Here is a 17007-nt window from a genome sequence, read left to right as displayed (position 1 = left end):
TATGATATTAATTGCCTGTAACTTGTTTTATTAATTCATTTAGTTTGGCTCCATGAATGTTTTTTGCAAGTATAATTCCGTTTTTGTCAAGCACTAAATTATGAGGTAAAGCCTGAACCATATAGTCTGCAACAGTAGGCGAACTCCAGTATTTCAAATCGCTAACCTGGGTCCATGGCAGTTTTAGTTTTGCTATTGTTCCTGTCCAGACTGGCTTTTTGGTATCAAGAGAAACTCCGTAAATAGAAAGCTTTTCAGAATAAGTATTGTATAATTTTAATAATTCCGGCTGTTCTTTGATGCACGGACCACACCAGGAAGCCCAAAAGTCAATCAATACTATGGTTCCTCTTAAAGAGGAAAGCGCAATTTTTTCTCCTTTTGTATCCGGAAGATCAATTTCCGGCGCAATATCACCAATTTCCAGGCCTACAACCTGTGCTGTGACCGTATTGATGCAAAATGTCAATAAGGCAATAAATAATACTTTTTTCATATTCAGTAATTTGGGGAATTAACGTTGCAAATATAATAACACGATTTAAATTTTTTCATAAAAATGAAGTGTTTCGGTAATTTTGTATCACTAACAATTTATTTGTTTTTATTTTCCCTGATAAATTTTGCAACATCTACCATTGGAGCTGTCCAGATGTCTTTTTTTCGCTTCTTTAGATATTCCAGTAATTTTCGGTGTTCTTCCAAATCAATATTCAAAGCATGTTCGCCACCCACACCGTGAAACAGAAAAACAATAAAAGAACCTTTTTTTTCTGCTTCTTCAACCTGAGCGATCATTTGTTCGGCAGTACTTCCATTCTGAAAAAACGAATTTACATTCGAAAAATCGACTTTTTTTAGAGCCGAATATCCTGAGGATACTCCTCGTGCGGCCAAAAAATCATTTTTTATAAAATTATAATACAGCGTATCCCTAATAGTTAAATCTCCACAAGGATAAGCAAAAGTACGTTCATCTTTTCCGTCAATGGCTTTTAGCAAAGTATTGGTTATTCTGATCTCATTGACAGCCCTTACGACGGTATATTTGGACAAATCAGTTTCTGAGGTTACAAAATCTCTTCCGGACAAACTACCGTCGCAAGGATGGTTTAAGGTATGATTTCCAAGTTCGTGTCCTTTTTTTGCAGCCGTTCTCCATTCTGAAATTCTTTGAGAAACAACAGGAGAAGAGCCTATCAGGTAGAATGTACCTTTTAATTGATAAGAATCGAGCATCGGAATAACTTTGTCAAGATGAATGTTTAAAGCATCATCGTAAGTCAGCACAACAGCACATTTTTTACCATTCCAATTTCTGTTTTCTGTTTGCGCAAAAATTGAAACAGCTGAGAAGAGAATTATGCCTGCTGTAATTGTTTTTTTGAGATTTTTGTTTATTACTGGATACATAGAATAGGTCATGTTTGTAATGCTTTGGTTATAAAGTTTGTTTTGTTTATTGGGCTGGCTGATGTCAGTTCATTTTTATTTTCTGTGTATTTTTGATCATCGGATCACTTGGCAATATATGAAAAATTTCGGGTGAAATTGTAACGTTATAAATCAGAAAGATGTCCGAGAGATTGCTTTAGATAGAAAATAGCTATATTTACACCTATTTTTATTGTTTATTTCATGGAAGAAAAAAAATATGTAACGATATACGATATTGCTGAAAAACTGAATTTAGCAACTTCAACCATTTCAAGGGCTTTACAGGATCATCACACTATTAGCGATAAAACCATAAAAAAAGTAAAGAAAACTGCCGAGGAAATGGGGTTTGTACCGAATACTTTGGCAGCAGGTTTAAGAGGAAATAAAACTAAAACGATTGGTGTTTTGATTCCGACTGTGACTCAGCCCTTTTTATCGTCATTAATTAGCGGTATTGAGATTGCTGCTCAAAAATCAGGTTATACGGTTATTATCATGCAGTCGCATGACTCTTCTGAAGAGGAAGCAAACATGGCCAAGTCTTTATATAGCAATCGTGTAAGCGGTGTTATTTGTTCATTGGCTATGGAAACCAGGGATACATCACATTTTTTACAATTTTCAAACAATAATATTCCCCTTGTTTTTGTCGACAGGGTTCCAAAGGATTTCAATACGTTCAGGGTAATCATTGATAATTATTCCGCAGGATACAAAGCGACCAAGCACCTTATAGAGCAGGGCTGTATCCGAATCGCGCATTTAACGGCGGGTTCAGAATTTGGTAATTTATATAATGAAAGAAGAAGAGGTTATATTGAAGCTTTAAAAGATCATAATTTGCCTGTAGACGAAGAACTGATTGTGAATTTAAAATCAGTTACATACGAAGACGGCGTAAAGGCAAGCAATAAATTGTTTGATTTGAAGCCAATTCCGGATGGTATTTTTGCAGCTGGAGATATTATTGCGGTGAGTGCCATTCAGACCGCCAAGAAAAGAGGAATTAAAGTACCTGAAGATGTTGCGGTTATTGGCTTTAATAATGACCCCATATCTCAAATTATTGATCCCAATTTATCAACTATAACACATCCTGCAGAAAAAATGGGAAAGGCAGCTGCCGAAATTATTATTAAAAACCTGAAATCTTCTAAAAGTGATGAGGTTAAAGAAATTACTTTTTTGAATACTGAGGTTCTGGCACGTGAGTCTTCGAATAGGAAGTAAGGTAACGATAAATTGAGTAAATAATGAAAACTTTATTTAATTACTGGAACAGACTTTTATTAATTGTAATAATCTTAACTGTTTTTTCTCTGCATATTTCCTCGCAATTTCAAAAAGGCGGAACCGATACTTTTGAGAAAGGATTAATTTTTTCTCTGGTATTTGGTTGTCCCCTTTTCTATGTTATTTTTTCGAGAACATTACTTCTGTTTGAAAAATTTTTTTATAGTTTTTTGTCTTCATCAATAGCGATAATTTTATCTTTTATTCTTACAGGGGAATTACTTGAATTAATTTACGGTGCTGATTATGAAATGTATTTAAATGTTTTTACAGCCAATCTTTTGTTTTTTTTCATTGCAAATTTTATTGGAATAGGATTATTGTATGTCTTATTAAATGATAAAGGAGAATTCAGGTCACTTTCAATATAATCCTAAAATAAGCTTCTAACTGACCAAAAACAGTATCTATAATTTAGCTTTGAGTTTAGAAATCTTAAAATTCTTAGACTTAATTACCTTTCCGCTATCAGTAATCATCACAGCACTATAATCCGGAAATTTTTGAAGTAAAAGCAAACCATCATCTTTTCCTAGAACCATTATCGAAGTACTTAATCCGTTTGCGGTCTCGGCATTGGGGCCAAAAACCGTAACACTGCATAAACCTGTTGCCGGATATCCCGTTGCCGGATTGATAATGTGTGAATATCGTTTCCCGTTAAAAACCACATATTTTTCATAATTCCCCGAAGTTGTCACAGCGCCATCTTTCAACGGAACAACTGCCAGCAATTTTTCAGGTTTAAACGGATTCGTAATGCCGATTTTCCAGTCTTCTCCGTTGGGTTGTTTTCCCCAGGTACTCATATCTCCGGATCCGTTTATGATTCCGGCTTTTATGTCTTTTACGAGCATCATGGTTCTGCATTTATCCGTTGCGTACCCTTCGCCCAGAGCGCCAAAACCAATTTTCATTCCTTTTAACTTTAAGAAAATAGTCGACTGAACGCTGTCTAAAACAATATTTTTATAACCGACTTTTTCTACTGATTTTTTGATGGCTTCCGCCGAAGGCATTTCGGTCATTGATCCGTCAAATTTCCAAACACGGTCTAAAGCAGCAAAACTAATGTCAAAACCGCCATGGGTAATTTCAGAGAACCGTATAGCTCTTTGTGTCAAGTCAAAAACCTCACGATCTACTTTTACGGGTTTTATTCCAGCATTCTGATTGACTTCAGAAACCTGCGAATCCGGTTTCCAGTCCGAAATCAGGTTTTCAATCCGGCTGATTTCTGCAATTACCTCGTTAATATTTTGTTCAGCCGTTAGGGAATCCGAAGCTACAATGCTAATGTCAAAACGGCCTCCCATAAGCAAAGTAGTCCTTTTACGCAATACCTGTGAATCTCCGGAAAAGCTCCAGAGAAGCATGAAAAGAAATAAAATAGTACAATAAGAACCTTTCATTTGGTATAAAAATATTAATAGCAATCAGTTAACAGCTGTCCGTTTTTCTTATAATCATACAGATTTTTGATGCTGTTGACCAGACATAATTCGTTCAGCATTGCTTCTACATCTTTTTGCATAGCAAGTGAACCACAAATCATGATAACACCACCCTGTTGTAATAAATCTACAAAAAACGCTGCGTCTCTTTTTATCAAATCCATCACATAGATGTGTTCCGCTTCACGCGAAAGGGCCAGATGAAAACTCGTAAGTTTTTGTTTTTGAATCATGTCATCAGAAAACTTTTTATAGCCGGAGACGGTTTCCGTTTCCATTCTAAAACCACAATATAAATGAGTCTCTGTTTTTTTCTTGTTTTGTTCAATCATTCCAAGAAAAGGTGCAATCCCGGTTCCGTTTGAAATTAAAGCTACTCCTGGGGCTTTTGACGGAAAATGAAAAGCCTTGTTGTTGATGATCCGGGCTTTAAAGGTATTTCCTGTTTCAAGGTTATGTAAGAACCCCGAACCTAATCCGTGTGAATGTAATTTTACGACTAATTGAATGTTACCGAAATGATTTCCAATAGAGTAGAGGCGTTCGCGGGAATCGTTTGCAGGATAAACAGCCAGCAAATCACCCGAACTGAATTTCGCACGTATATTGGCCCGCAACGTCAGGATAAAAGTATGTTCGGTTTCAGAAATCGCTGTTTTGTCTAAAACCATTAATTTTTGCAGCCCTTTCGGAACATGATTGTATAAAGATGGTGTAGTAGCCAGCGGAATTCCGGTTTTTTCACTCCACAATTTCACCCAGTTTACAAACTCAACAGCCGATTTGTCATTCACAGTCTGCAATTCCAAAAAACGTTCTGCCCAGTTCCGGGTCTCTAAAAGCTGATCGGTTTCAACAGCAAATCCACAAAAATCAGGATAGGATTCTGAACCAAAACCCACTACTGAAAAATTGATTTTCTGTTGTTGGGGTTGCTTATGGAGCAGAGATTTAAATTGAGTTCCGTTTGAAGGAGCATCTCCAAGTCCGTGCGTTGAAGAAAACACAATAATATGTTCTGCCTTTGGATAAACAGAAAAGCGGTTTAGTTCGGTTATAAAAGCTTTGTGTCCCTGATCGATTAATTGCTGCAGAATCGCATTCGCAAACCTGAAAGTGCTTCCGTTTTCGGAACCTACCAAAAGAATGATACTGCTTTCATTGGCTTTAAACTTATTTTTTATGCGACTGGATCGTCTTTTTAAAGTAATCGCAAAACCGGAATAAATAAAGAAAAGAATATTGATACACGCCAAGGCCAAAATGGTAGCCCAGAGTGCATGGATTCTTCCGGTATGAAGATCAAGGCTCAACGCAGACAACTGAAGGGTTACGGGAGAACGTTTTTCTGAAACAACGGTACCATTGACCTGATTCACTTCAACTTCACGGTCTTTTAATTCGATTATATAATATTCTTCGGGGTCATCTGTAAAAGGAAATTCGACTTTTTTTACATCAGACAGCAATGTGTTTTTGAATATAGAAGTTTTTTTAGCTTCTGCCGAAAGTACTGTTTTTAGGGGCTTAATTTTTTCATCACCCATAAAAAAGTGGAATCTTTCCAGAGACAAATATGTTCCGGAAAGAGCTATAATCAAAATCGGAATTAAAGCCAATCGACCTAAAACGACATGGTAATATTGGGCGAAATATTCCTTAATGACTTTAGAAAAGAAATTTCGGATGCCGCGTTGTCTTTTTAGAACAAGTACAAAACCCGAAATTGCTATTAGTATTAAACAAAAAGAGATTACACCCACAAAAAATCGTCCTGTTTCATGAAGAAACAAAGAACGGTGCAAGCTTGTAATCCATTGAATGAATTCGCTTTTTTTTGCAGGAATCCCTAAAGTTTTGCCGGTTTTAGGATCAATATAGGCATTGATGTCATTTCCGTCTTCATCAATTGCCTGTACTGTTACAAACTTATTGTAATCAATACTCAATTCTGTAATTTCCGGATACTTCTTTTTTAATATTGGCAGTGTTTCGCCTAAAGTTATCCGGTCAAAACTGGCTGCTTTATAGGGCAATGTTTTTTCCTGGACTGTATCGACTGCCAGAATTATTCCGGTTACCGAAGCCAAAATTAAAAAGGCTGAAGAAAATAAGGCCAAAGCCACATGTGCATAACGCCAGAAAGAAAGAGTCATTGATGATATTCTAGAAATGTAACGGTATTATATTTTGTTCAGGCGTACGTATCTGATGTAGCCTTTACCTTCTGTTTTGTCAGCAAGTCCTTCAGTAGTAAGCGGAATTTCAAGATCGCTCACATAATATTTCTGATCTTCAACAACCGATTCAAAACGTAGTTTGTACCCTTTGTTTATTTTAGAATTTTCAATTTCAATTGTAGTGATGCTGCGGTCTCCGCCAGTAACCGATGCTCCAGTTCTGGCACTGATATCTTCTGTCTTTTTAGCATAAAATTTATGCCATTCTTTTAATGATTTGTACCATTTTTTATCATCTCCCATTACATAAAGTGTTTTTTCGTATTCGCCACCTGGATTAATAAGAGAAACTACGATGTAAGCACCTTCTCCCATATAATTGGACATTTGCAACATGCATTTGTATTTGGATGATTGTGCGTTGATCTGAAAAGAAACAAGACAAACAAGGACGCCCGTAAGAGCAATTTTAAGTACAGATTTCATTTGGATTGATTTATTGGAATTTGGAATTTGAGATTTAAATTTAAGCGAAGTTATTTTAAAAATTCAACAGATACATTGTTTTTAGTGAGCGATTCGTTTTCTTTTGCCAAAGCGTAAGCACTTTCGTCAAATTCCGTTGTTACGTCTTTTTTGGCACCAACAGAGATAAGGTATTTTAAGACTGCATCATCTTTTGCAACCATAGCTGCTTTATGCAAAGCTGTTAAACCATCTTTGTTTTTGGCGTTGATATCAATGTTTAAATCTGCAATTTTTTTCAGTAAAGACAGATCATTTTTTATAACGGCCAAATGATATAGTGTATTTCCGTCTTTTTGAGGAGTGGCTAAATGAAGTCCTTTATCCTGTAATAATTTCATTTTGGCAGTAAGCGGGTCTTCTTTTGTATTACCATTATCGCTGCCACGACCCATCATTTGAGGGCGATAAGATTGTATTATATAAAAACCAAGGTTGTTGCCATCTTTGTCCAGCACTTTTACATCTGCTCCTTTGTTTAAAAGGATATCAACCGCAGTTGGGGTTCCGGATCTTACAGCAAATGTTAGTGCAGATTCACCTTTTAGGTTTTGCATATTGATGTTTTTAGTAAGAGGAACTAATTGTTCTAAAACTGCTGTTTCCCGCGCCGAAGCTGCAACCATTAGTGGAGTATTTCCTTCATTGTCGGCTTTGTTTGCGTTTAGTCCCTTAGCTGTGAAATAATTGATGATTTCCGTCTGATTAGCTTTATTTGCCAGGAAATGAAGCACGTTTTGGCCTTCTTTGTTAACAGCAGTTGGTTTTATTTTTAAATCTTCAATAAGATATTTATAAGTATCGATTGTGTTTGTTTCCCTGCGTGAGCCTTGCGCCGCAATTAATAAGGCATTGTCTGTATATTTTACACCTTTTTCCAATAGTGTTTTTAAAAGCGTAATATTTCCGGTTCTGGCAGCATAATTAAAGGCTGTATTTCCATCATTGTCAACATCTTTAAGTGACAATCCTTTTGTAATAAAGTAATTGGATACCGAAAGATTTTTGTCATACGGAATTGCCATGAGCAGCAGGTTTGCACCATCTTTGTATTTTTTTTGGGGATTTATTCCGGCTTTAAAAAAAGCGTCATAAACTTCGGTATTGCTTTGTCCGCTGCTGGCTGCAGCAGTAATAGGAAAAATCCCGTGGCTGTCTTCTAAATTAATATCAGAACCTTTTGCGATCAGGTATTTAACGATTTCTGTATTTCCTTTTCCTGAAGCCCAGTGAAGGTAAATACGGCTATCGTGTGTGAGCTTGGTTACCTCGTTCCCAGGCTGTTCCAATAAGAATTTTATGGTTTCTGCCGGAGCATCATTATTAATGGCCATAACAACAGCATCAAATGCATTTGAAGTTACTGCTGAAGGACTGTTGCCTTTTTCTATTGCTGCTTTTACGGTAATTACATCTGGGTTGGTTTTCCAGAAAGACTGGTCTAACAAAGTGTTTTTTTGCTGGGCATTTGTAAATGACGAAGCCATTATAGCAAGACAAACAAGTAAATTATTTTTCATAATAGGACATAAAATATTTTTGGTGGAAGCATCATGCTGATTAGATGCCATAGGACCCAAAAGGTTTAAATTTGCTGAACTTTTGTTTAGTTATTTAGAATAAATAAAAATAATACAAAGATAAAAATAAATGTTAGAATGCCAATTAATGATTCCTTAAATAAGTTTGTATTTTGTGATTATTTTTATAATATGATCCAATTTAAAGTGGATATGACAGTTAAAGAAATTATATAACTCGTGAGGTAAATTATATAATCCTTTCTAATGATAATTGTCGATTTTTGAGCTACATAGTTAAGTAAAAAAAATACAATTTGTTTCAGTAAAACGATTTTTTTAATTTTAAACTCCAATACAATGAAAAATACAAACTACCTCGTATGGCTTTTGAGTGCTTCAGTGCTATTATTAAGCTGTTCGAACGATGATAAAAATACGAACGGTCCGGGAACGCCAACTGATCCGGTTGAAAATAATGATGCAAATACAACTTATGTGCCTGCGTTTGAAGGTCAGACCCGCGTTGGAGGTTTACAGACGAATACAGCTTTTGAAGCCAAAGTTATTACCACAACACTCACCAGTCCATGGGGAATAAAGAGCCTTCCCGATGGCAGGTTTTTAGTTACGGAAAAAGCGGGCAATATGCGTATCGTTAAAGTTACGGGAGAAGCAGGAGGTAAGATTACAGGTTTACCGGCTGTAAATTCTGCTGGTCAGGGAGGTTTGTTGGGCTTGTGTCTGGATCCTGATTTTACATCTAACCGAATGATTTATTGGGTTTTCTCAGATGCAGTAGCAGGTGGGAATGTTACTGCAGTCGCTAAAGGCAAGTTATCAGCAGATGAGACAAAAGTAGAAGGAGCAGTAGTAATTTATAGGGCAAATCCGGCTCACTCAAGTACACTTCATTATGGAGGACGTATTCTTTTCGATAAGCAGGGAAATCTTGTATTAAGTACCGGAGAGCGTTCTGTTATCGAAACCAGGCTACTGGCGCAGTCACTTGCAGGAAGTCTCGGAAAAGTGATTAAGATAAACAAAGACGGAATGGCTGCACCTGGCCATCCTGTTTTTAACCAGTCAGATGCTTTGCCGGAACTATTTACATACGGACATAGAAATCCACAAGGTTTAGCTATGCATCCCGAAACAGGTGAAATCTGGCTCAGCGAACATGGACCACGTGGAGGGGACGAAATCAATCGTCTTCAGTCAGGTAAAAATTATGGCTGGCCTGTTGTAACCTACGGAATCGAATATAACGGTCAGCCAATTGGTGATGCGATTCAGAAAAAAGATGGTATGGAACAGCCGGTTTATTACTGGGATCCGGTAATATCGCCAAGCGGTATGACTTTTTACAAGGGTAATCGTATCCCAGAATGGAAAAATAACCTTTTTATCGGAGCTTTAAGCGGAAAACATATTGCACGTCTTGCTATTGAAAATAATCGTGTTATTGGAGAAGAGAGAATCTTAACCGGAGAAAATCAAAGATTCAGGGATATAACACAGGGAAATGATGGAGCTTTATATGCGGTTACAGATGAGGGAAGACTCTATAAAATTGATAAAAAGTAACGAATTTAATACTAGTTGCATTATAAATAGCCGGAAGATTTTCTTCGGGCTATTTTTTTGAACCATATTAAGAAAAAAATAACAGAACAGAGCTCAATTCTAATGTTATTTTAATGTTGGTCATAAAATTTCGTTCTAACTTGCACCACTCTAAGAACAGGAAAATGTTGAACAGAATTAAAAATAGTATCATCAGTAAATGCCTTCAGGCGTTGCTAATTGGTTACTTTCTAATCAACAGTATTAACTTATCCAATAGTTTTGGTCGCATTATAACAGATAATGCCCAAACAGATACAATTACGGGACTTACCTGTAATTTTCTAAAGAAAATCTTTAATTGTGATGGGATTCCGGAAGAAGTGGATGATTACGAAAAAAAGGAAGCCAAAACAACAAAACTTGTAAAAGCCAGCCTTCCATTAGATTATCTGATACCATCAGATTCTTCATTAGCAGTTCTGTACTTTCAAACCGGTGCAAATAAACAAAGTGATACAGACAACGCAATGTTCTTATTTGGGTTTCATGGTAAAATTCATTTACCTCCTCCGCGATTTACTGTATAAATACTTAATTTTGTTACTGTTGGAATAAATCTGACATACTTGCTATGGCTTTTGCCTTATGCTATATCTATTAATATTGTATTTATCTTTAAATTCATGACACCATTAAAACGTTTTTATAATTTACTTCAGCTGGATAAACGCGATGTATATCAAATTATCTTTTATGCTGCTTTTGCCGGGTTGGTAAATCTTTCGTTGCCTCTGGGAATTCAGGCCATTATTAATTTTATTCAGAGCGGACAGTTGAGTGTCTCGTGGGTTGTACTGGTAATTCTGGTTACAATTGGAGTAGGTTTTGGCGGAATTCTTATTATTTTGCAATTGCGAATAGTCGAAAATTTGCAGCAACGCATTTTTGTGCGTTCCTCATTTGAATTTGCTTATAGATTACCTTTAATCAAATTCAAGGAAATGTATTCTGAATATGCTCCCGAAAAGGCTAACCGGTTTTTTGATACTCTGCTGGTACAAAAAGGAACTGCAAAACTTTTACTCGACTTTTGTGCAGCTTTTTTACAGGTTGGTCTAGGAATCATACTCTTGGTTTTATATCATTCTTTCTTTACAGTAATTGGTCTTTTATTTATCGCCATTTTATATATTATTTTTAAATTTTCATATAAAAACGGACTCGAAACGAGTCTTAACGAATCAAAATTCAAATACAAAGTTGCAGCATGGTTGCAGGAAATTGCCCGTAATCGTGACAGTTTTCGCAAAAAAGGAGGTTTTGAATACGCCCTGCAAAGAAATGATGGCTATGTAAGTCAATATGTCAATTACCGCGAAAAACATTTTCAGGTAATGAAAAAACAATACATTCAGCTTACCGTTTTTAAAGTAATCGTTACAGCTGCTTTATTGTCTATTGGTGGTTTTTTGGTAATACACCATCAAATGAACATCGGGCAGTTTGTGGCAGCTGAAATTGTGATTGTTTTGCTGATCAATTCGGTAGAGAAAATCATTTTCGGACTAGAATCTTTTTATGATGTCCTGACTTCTCTGGAGAAAATAGGGCAGGTTACCGATATGGAAACTTCCTGTATCCCGGAAACATCAGTGATTTCTGAAACCGGAATCAATATTGAAACGGAAAGTGTAACCTACAATTATCCTGCTCATAATAAAAAATCCCTGAAAAATATCAACCTTAAAATCAATCAGGGTGAAAAGATCATTTTGAGAGGAACAAACGGAGCAGGCAAAAGTACACTGCTGCGTTTGTTGTCAGGCTTACTGGAGCCTGAAAGTGGTGCTATGTATGTTACCGATAATTATATGAACCGTCTTAACGAAGATGCCTACAGGGCTCAGGCCGGCACTTTTTTACAGGGAGATACACTTTTTGCAGGAACCATTAGAGAAAATATTCTTTTTGGAAACGATACACTAAATAATGATGATCTCAAATGGGCTCTTGATAACGTGGGTCTGACTCCAGATATAAAAACGTTCCCGAACGGGCTGGAACATCAGGTACATCCTGGTGGTAATGAACTCTCTGCATCTGATATTCAGAAAATTCTTTTGGCACGAAGTATTGTCCACAAACCTAATATATTATTCCTGGAAGACCCTGTTGACAAAATGGACGAACTGACTGCGGGCAGGATTATCAATTTTCTGCTTTCTGAAGAAAATCAATGGACGGTTATTGTAACTTCTAAAAGTGATCTCTGGAAGAATAAATGCGGCCGTATGATTACAATTGACGACGGAAAAATTATTAATGACATAAAGCTATAATCATGCTCAATATATCAAAAGAAAATAATGTACTTATTACTCCGGGAAAATACAAATCTATTACCAGCGTTGCCCGCAGGCCTCATTATAAAATTTTAAACAGGGTTATAATTGGATTTTTAATTTTTTGCCTGGGCTGTCTTTTTCTGCCATGGACACAAAATATTTCGGGTAGCGGTTCTGTTACTACTTTAAAACCGGATCAAAGACCGCAGACTGTTCATAATGCCATCGCCGGAAGAATCGAAAAATGGTATGTAAAGGAAGGGGATTATGTAAAAAAAGGCGATACGATTGTTTTTATTTCTGAAGTAAAAGAAGATTATCTGGATCCAAATCTTGTTGGCAATACAAAGCAACAGGTAGATGCTAAAAAAATGGCCGTTGAATCATACGGAGATAAGGTGAATTCTCTTGAAGTACAGGCAAAATCCCTTAATACAGAAAGGGAACTGAAACTTCAGCAGGCGCAAAACAAAATCAGACAGGCCCAGCTGAAAATCAAGAGTGACAGTATGGATCTTGTGGCAGTAAAGACCCAGCTTCGAATTGCTAAAACACAATTTGACCGTTCGACAGCCTTAAATAAAGAAGGTCTTAAGCCGCTTACTGATGTCGAGCAGAAAAGATTAAAGCTTCAGGAATCAGAAGCTTATGTAATTACGCAGGAAAACAAATTACTGAGCAGTAAAAATGAATTAATAAATGCCAGAGTAGAAATTAACCGAATTACAGCTGAGTATTCAGAGAAAATTTCGAAATCAAAAAGTGATAAATTTACGGCTTTGAGTACACAATATGATACAGAAGCCCAGGTGAATAAATTACAGAATCAGTATGTGAATTATAGTATCAGAAACGGTTTGTACTATATTACAGCGCCACAGAGTGGTTATGTAAACCGTGCTTTACTGACCGGTTTGGGAGAGACAATTAAGGAGGGAACCCCAATTGTAAGCATTATGCCGGCAACTTATGATATTGCAGTAGAAACGTATGTAGACCCAATCGATTTGCCTCTGGTGCATCGTGGTGCAAAAGTTCGTGTCTGGTTTGACGGATGGCCAAGGATTGTATTTTCCGGATGGCCGGGTTTATCATACGGTACGTACGGTGGAAGAGTAGTAGCAATTGAAAATTTTATCAGTGATAACGGAAAATACAGAGTGCTTATTTCGCCAGACGGGCCGGATAATAAATGGCCAAAGCAACTAAGTATCGGAGCAGGAGCACAGAGTATAGCCTTGCTCGAAACCGTTTCAGTAGGGTATGAAATATGGCGAAACCTGAATGGTTTTCCTCCAAATTATTATAAAGCAGACGAAAAAGAATCGAAGAATGGCAAAGACAAAAAATAAATGGAGATATGTTGTAATGCTGTTTTCTTTCTTGTTTTTATTCGGATTCTCTAATTTGTACAGTCAGGATTTTAATAAAGAAGAATTAAGTTACAGCGAGTTTTTAGGATATGTAAAAAAATACCATCCACTTGTAAAACAGGCCAATCTTGAAATAAGCAATGCCCAGGCAGCACTCATGGTTGCCCGTGGTGGGTTTGATCCTAAAATTGAAGTGGATTACAGTAAAAAAGAATTTAAAGGGACTGAATATTATTCCCTTCTAAACAGCAGTTTTAAAATTCCTACCTGGTACGGAATCGAAATTAAGGCAGGCTTCGACGATACAAACGGACAGTATTACAACCCTCAAAACCGTACTCCGGAAGCAGGTTTGACTTCTTTAGGTATCAATGTTGCCTTAGGACAGGGCATGTTTATCAATCAGCGTATGGCAGATGTCCGTGAAGGTAAATTACAATTAAAACTGAGCGATGCACAGCGAAAACTGAAAGCAATAGAAGTTTTGTACAAAGCCAGCGAGGCTTATTTTGAATGGCGAAAAAGCTATAAGGAAGCCGAATTGTACAACAGCTATTTAGGCTTTGCCAGTACACGTTTTGAAGGTGTAAAAAAACTGATCAAACACGGAGATTCTCCAGCAATTGATAGTGTTGAAGCAGGTATTACCGTTCGAAACAGACAGCTGAACGTAGAAAACGGAAATTTAAAATTAGCCAAAGCTAAATTATATCTTTCTAATTATCTGTGGATTGAAAATGTTCCGGTTGAATTGCATGATAGCGTTAAACCAGAAGAAAATTTAATTAAAACGCTCGAAGAAACACTCAAAACAGCTGCCATGATGGTAAATGCTGAAACCTTAGATACCCATCCGAAAATTCAGGCTCTGGAAACGAAAATGTCCATACTTGAAGTAGGAAGGCAGTTGAAAGCAAATTCGTTGCTTCCTAAATTAAATGTTGGATACAATTATATTTCTGAGCCAACATATTTTAATTCTTTCAATACCGATGATTATAAATTCAATGTTGATTTAAGCATTCCGATATTCCTCAGAAAAGAGCGAGGAAGCCTGAAACTGGCAAAACTCAAAATTCAGGATTTAAAGTTTGATATTGATCAGCAGCGACTGGAACTTAAAAATAAAATTAAGGCACAACAAACTGAAATAGCTTCTTTAAAAAGACAAAAAGGGGTAATTGATAATTTAGTAAAAGATTATCTGACAATGCTGAATTCTGAAGAGAAACTGTTTTCATTTGGCGAAAGCTCCATATTTCTTATCAATTCAAGGGAGAATAATCTGGTCAGTGCCAAACTTTCCCAAATTGGTATAGAAAATCAGTTTTACATTTCGAATGCCGAATTGTACAAAATACTGGCAAATCCTGATTGATATTTTTTTTACTTAACCACTTATTTATTCAGGTAAAATAAGTGGTTTTTTATGTAAGAGAAATTAGTTTAATCGCTCAGTAGTTCCGATTCTGATACAATGTTCGGTTCCTAAATAAAGAGGGTTTCCATGTTTTTCAGACCAGAATCCTTCCAGAATATCTTTGGTTAGGCATCTGTAAACGGCTACTCCTTTGTAGGTTTTATTATTGTCACCATTATAACTGAAATTAATGACCAGGATATTATCCTTAAAAAATCCCGAACCTCTTTGTTCCTGTATCTCGTTGATAATCCATTTGGCTTTGATCCGGTTGTTTTCATCAACAGATAATCTAAGTATACCTTTATAAGTTACTTCATCTGAACCGTCCTGATTGCTTCCTGAAACGGAATAGTTGCCAATTAAATCCTGTATTGTCATTATTTTAAAAGTATTTTGAAAGTATTTTGGCATTAGGCGGACCGGAAGGACCGGAAAATTAAAACCTGATTCGGTTTTTGAATGCCACCATTACCTTGAAATGCTTAAAGCAACGGGGCTATGAACCCTTATCGATGTTTATGTCCAACTCAACATCTCTTTGCGAACCGCCGTTTAAAGCCTGTTTTTCTACGTGAATATAAATATTTGAGAGGCCCACTCTTTTTCGTTTGTGGCGGAGTTGTCCATTGAGATTTTTCTTTTGTATTCATTTCTTTCGTTTTTTAGCACGTTGGTTTCGGGTAATATCAGATACCCTACTCATACCATCATAAAATGGCATAAATAAATTCTGTTATCGTTGGCTTTGTGCCATAAGTTGTTGATGTTTTATCTACTAATTATAGGAAAAAAATATTTTTTTTCGGTTGATTTTATATGGATGTCCCTTGCGCTAGCTGGTTTACTCAGGTTTTATTCTTTTTTTTGTTTTGGTGAATATAAATATTTCAGAGATGCTGTCCGTTCCTTTTGGGGTGGAGCTGTTTACGTTCTTCCGTTTAGATCCATTCCCCAAAAGCATTGTAATCATTTGGTAAATAGGTAAGATACTGAACCATTCTGGGTGTTTCTCCTTTATTTGGTGTAGCGCAATGCGGTAAAGTATTGTCCCAGATTATAAAATCACCCGCATTTCCGGTTATTGGTTTTGACTGCAGTGTTTTTAGTGCTTTATCCCTGGGATTCTCATTGGTTTCAAGATCATTTAACCATTGGTTTATCTGGTTATGAAACCCCGGAACACAGTGAAAAGCACCATCATCAGGGCCACAATCCGTCAGGTAAAGCAGCCCCTGAAGTCCAAACGGAATGGGTTGTTTTAAACTGGTGTCCCAATGGAGCCGGCTTCCTAAAAAAATAAAATTTTCATTTTCAGGAGGATTAAAGCTTACTTTATCTATGGTTTTATAGATTTCAGTTGTTTTGTAAAGCTGTTCGTATGCTTTTTTTATACGTGGGGAAAACCGGTTTCGGTTTAAGGTTTCATGGTCTGAAAAATTAAGCATTAACCCTTTTTGATCCTTGTGTCTGATGTACCAGGTTTCTTTTTTGTCCGGATCCATTTGCAGATAATCCCAAATCGCTTGCTGTGTGTCTTCACAATCTTTTTTTGAAATAGCATTTTTTACAACAATATAACCATTATGGTCCCAAAAATCCAGATCCTCTTGTGAGAGAACATCTTCAGTATAAGTTTCGTTTCTTTCAGGAGTCTCTTTTTTTTTGTCATCGATCCAGCGTTTAAAAGTTTTAAAATCGGGTTTCTGAGCATATAAAAACTGTAAGGTATCTTCCATACTGATACCTAATTGATACAAGGTTTTTATTTCGTTGTTCCAGGTTTTGGCTTTATTTTCTTTGGAAATAGTATCAGGATCTACTGTCTGTTTCCATAAATTTTTTAGAATGTTCCAAGGCATAGTTTACAGCGTTTTTTAGTTTATTA

At 36.4% G+C, this 17007-nt stretch carries 15 protein-coding genes; 7 read left to right on the top strand and 8 right to left on the bottom strand.

Features of this window, described 5'->3' with window-relative positions; translation table 11 throughout:
• Positions 1–7: 7 nt before the first annotated feature.
• Both DMB65_RS08485 and DMB65_RS08480 read right to left on the bottom strand, forming a co-directional pair.
• A complete protein-coding gene (locus DMB65_RS08485) occupies positions 8–496 on the bottom strand; it encodes a TlpA family protein disulfide reductase (protein WP_110306212.1) in 489 nt (162 codons plus the stop codon).
• A gap of 98 nt (positions 497–594) precedes the next feature.
• Positions 595–1413: a polysaccharide deacetylase family protein gene (locus tag DMB65_RS08480; RefSeq protein ID WP_110306211.1), complete on the bottom strand. Its 819-nt coding sequence runs from the start codon at positions 1411–1413 to the stop codon at positions 595–597.
• 225 nt (positions 1414–1638) lie between these two features.
• On the opposite strand from DMB65_RS08480, the gene DMB65_RS08475 reads away from it, so the two are divergent.
• The gene (locus DMB65_RS08475; protein WP_110306210.1) at positions 1639–2670 is read left to right on the top strand and encodes a LacI family DNA-binding transcriptional regulator; all 1032 of its coding nucleotides are present in this window, start codon (positions 1639–1641) and stop codon (positions 2668–2670) included.
• Positions 2671–2693: 23 nt separating this feature from the next.
• On the top strand, positions 2694–3104 hold the full coding sequence (locus tag DMB65_RS08470; RefSeq protein WP_110306209.1) for a hypothetical protein: 411 nt from the start codon (positions 2694–2696) through the stop codon (positions 3102–3104).
• A 36-nt stretch (positions 3105–3140) separates the two neighbouring features.
• Here DMB65_RS08470 and DMB65_RS08465 read toward each other — a convergent pair whose 3' ends face one another.
• Genes DMB65_RS08465 through DMB65_RS08450 form a run of 4 tightly spaced genes read right to left on the bottom strand, consistent with a single transcriptional unit; the run spans position 3141 to position 8412 of the window.
• Complete coding sequence (locus DMB65_RS08465) at positions 3141–4145, bottom strand: FAD:protein FMN transferase (protein WP_110306208.1); 1005 nt, start codon at positions 4143–4145, stop codon at positions 3141–3143.
• Positions 4146–4159: 14 nt separating this feature from the next.
• Positions 4160–6343, bottom strand: a complete 2184-nt coding sequence (locus DMB65_RS08460) for a PepSY domain-containing protein (protein WP_110306207.1) — start codon at positions 6341–6343, stop codon at positions 4160–4162.
• A gap of 27 nt (positions 6344–6370) precedes the next feature.
• Complete coding sequence (locus tag DMB65_RS08455; RefSeq protein WP_110306206.1) at positions 6371–6853, bottom strand: DUF2271 domain-containing protein; 483 nt, start codon at positions 6851–6853, stop codon at positions 6371–6373.
• 50 nt (positions 6854–6903) lie between these two features.
• Complete coding sequence (locus tag DMB65_RS08450) at positions 6904–8412, bottom strand: ankyrin repeat domain-containing protein (RefSeq protein WP_110306243.1); 1509 nt, start codon at positions 8410–8412, stop codon at positions 6904–6906.
• A gap of 360 nt (positions 8413–8772) precedes the next feature.
• On the opposite strand from DMB65_RS08450, the gene DMB65_RS08445 reads away from it, so the two are divergent.
• The 5 genes from DMB65_RS08445 (at position 8773) to DMB65_RS08425 (ending at position 15077) form a co-directional block, all read left to right on the top strand.
• Positions 8773–9999, top strand: a complete 1227-nt coding sequence (locus DMB65_RS08445; RefSeq protein WP_110306205.1) for a PQQ-dependent sugar dehydrogenase — start codon at positions 8773–8775, stop codon at positions 9997–9999.
• A 164-nt stretch (positions 10000–10163) separates the two neighbouring features.
• Complete coding sequence (locus DMB65_RS08440) at positions 10164–10568, top strand: hypothetical protein (protein WP_110306204.1); 405 nt, start codon at positions 10164–10166, stop codon at positions 10566–10568.
• A gap of 96 nt (positions 10569–10664) precedes the next feature.
• The gene (locus DMB65_RS08435; protein WP_110306203.1) at positions 10665–12320 is read left to right on the top strand and encodes a peptidase domain-containing ABC transporter; all 1656 of its coding nucleotides are present in this window, start codon (positions 10665–10667) and stop codon (positions 12318–12320) included.
• 2 nt (positions 12321–12322) lie between these two features.
• A complete protein-coding gene (locus tag DMB65_RS08430) occupies positions 12323–13678 on the top strand; it encodes an HlyD family secretion protein (RefSeq protein ID WP_110306202.1) in 1356 nt (451 codons plus the stop codon).
• Positions 13659–15077: a TolC family protein gene (locus DMB65_RS08425; RefSeq protein WP_110306201.1), complete on the top strand. Its 1419-nt coding sequence runs from the start codon at positions 13659–13661 to the stop codon at positions 15075–15077. Before DMB65_RS08430 ends, DMB65_RS08425 begins: the two co-directional genes overlap by 20 nt.
• Before the next feature lie 63 nt (positions 15078–15140).
• Here the strand turns inward: DMB65_RS08425 and DMB65_RS08420 are convergent, their stop codons facing one another.
• The gene (locus DMB65_RS08420; RefSeq protein ID WP_110306242.1) at positions 15141–15500 is read right to left on the bottom strand and encodes a hypothetical protein; all 360 of its coding nucleotides are present in this window, start codon (positions 15498–15500) and stop codon (positions 15141–15143) included.
• A 560-nt stretch (positions 15501–16060) separates the two neighbouring features.
• The gene (locus DMB65_RS08415; RefSeq protein ID WP_110306200.1) at positions 16061–16981 is read right to left on the bottom strand and encodes a phytanoyl-CoA dioxygenase family protein; all 921 of its coding nucleotides are present in this window, start codon (positions 16979–16981) and stop codon (positions 16061–16063) included.
• Between the last annotated feature and the right edge of the window lie 26 nt (positions 16982–17007).

The organism is Flavobacterium cheongpyeongense (genome assembly GCF_003202435.1).
In the GTDB taxonomy this organism is placed as follows: domain Bacteria; phylum Bacteroidota; class Bacteroidia; order Flavobacteriales; family Flavobacteriaceae; genus Flavobacterium; species Flavobacterium cheongpyeongense.
Note: the sequence above shows the minus strand (reverse complement) of the source record. Positions and strands in the feature narration are given on the sequence as shown.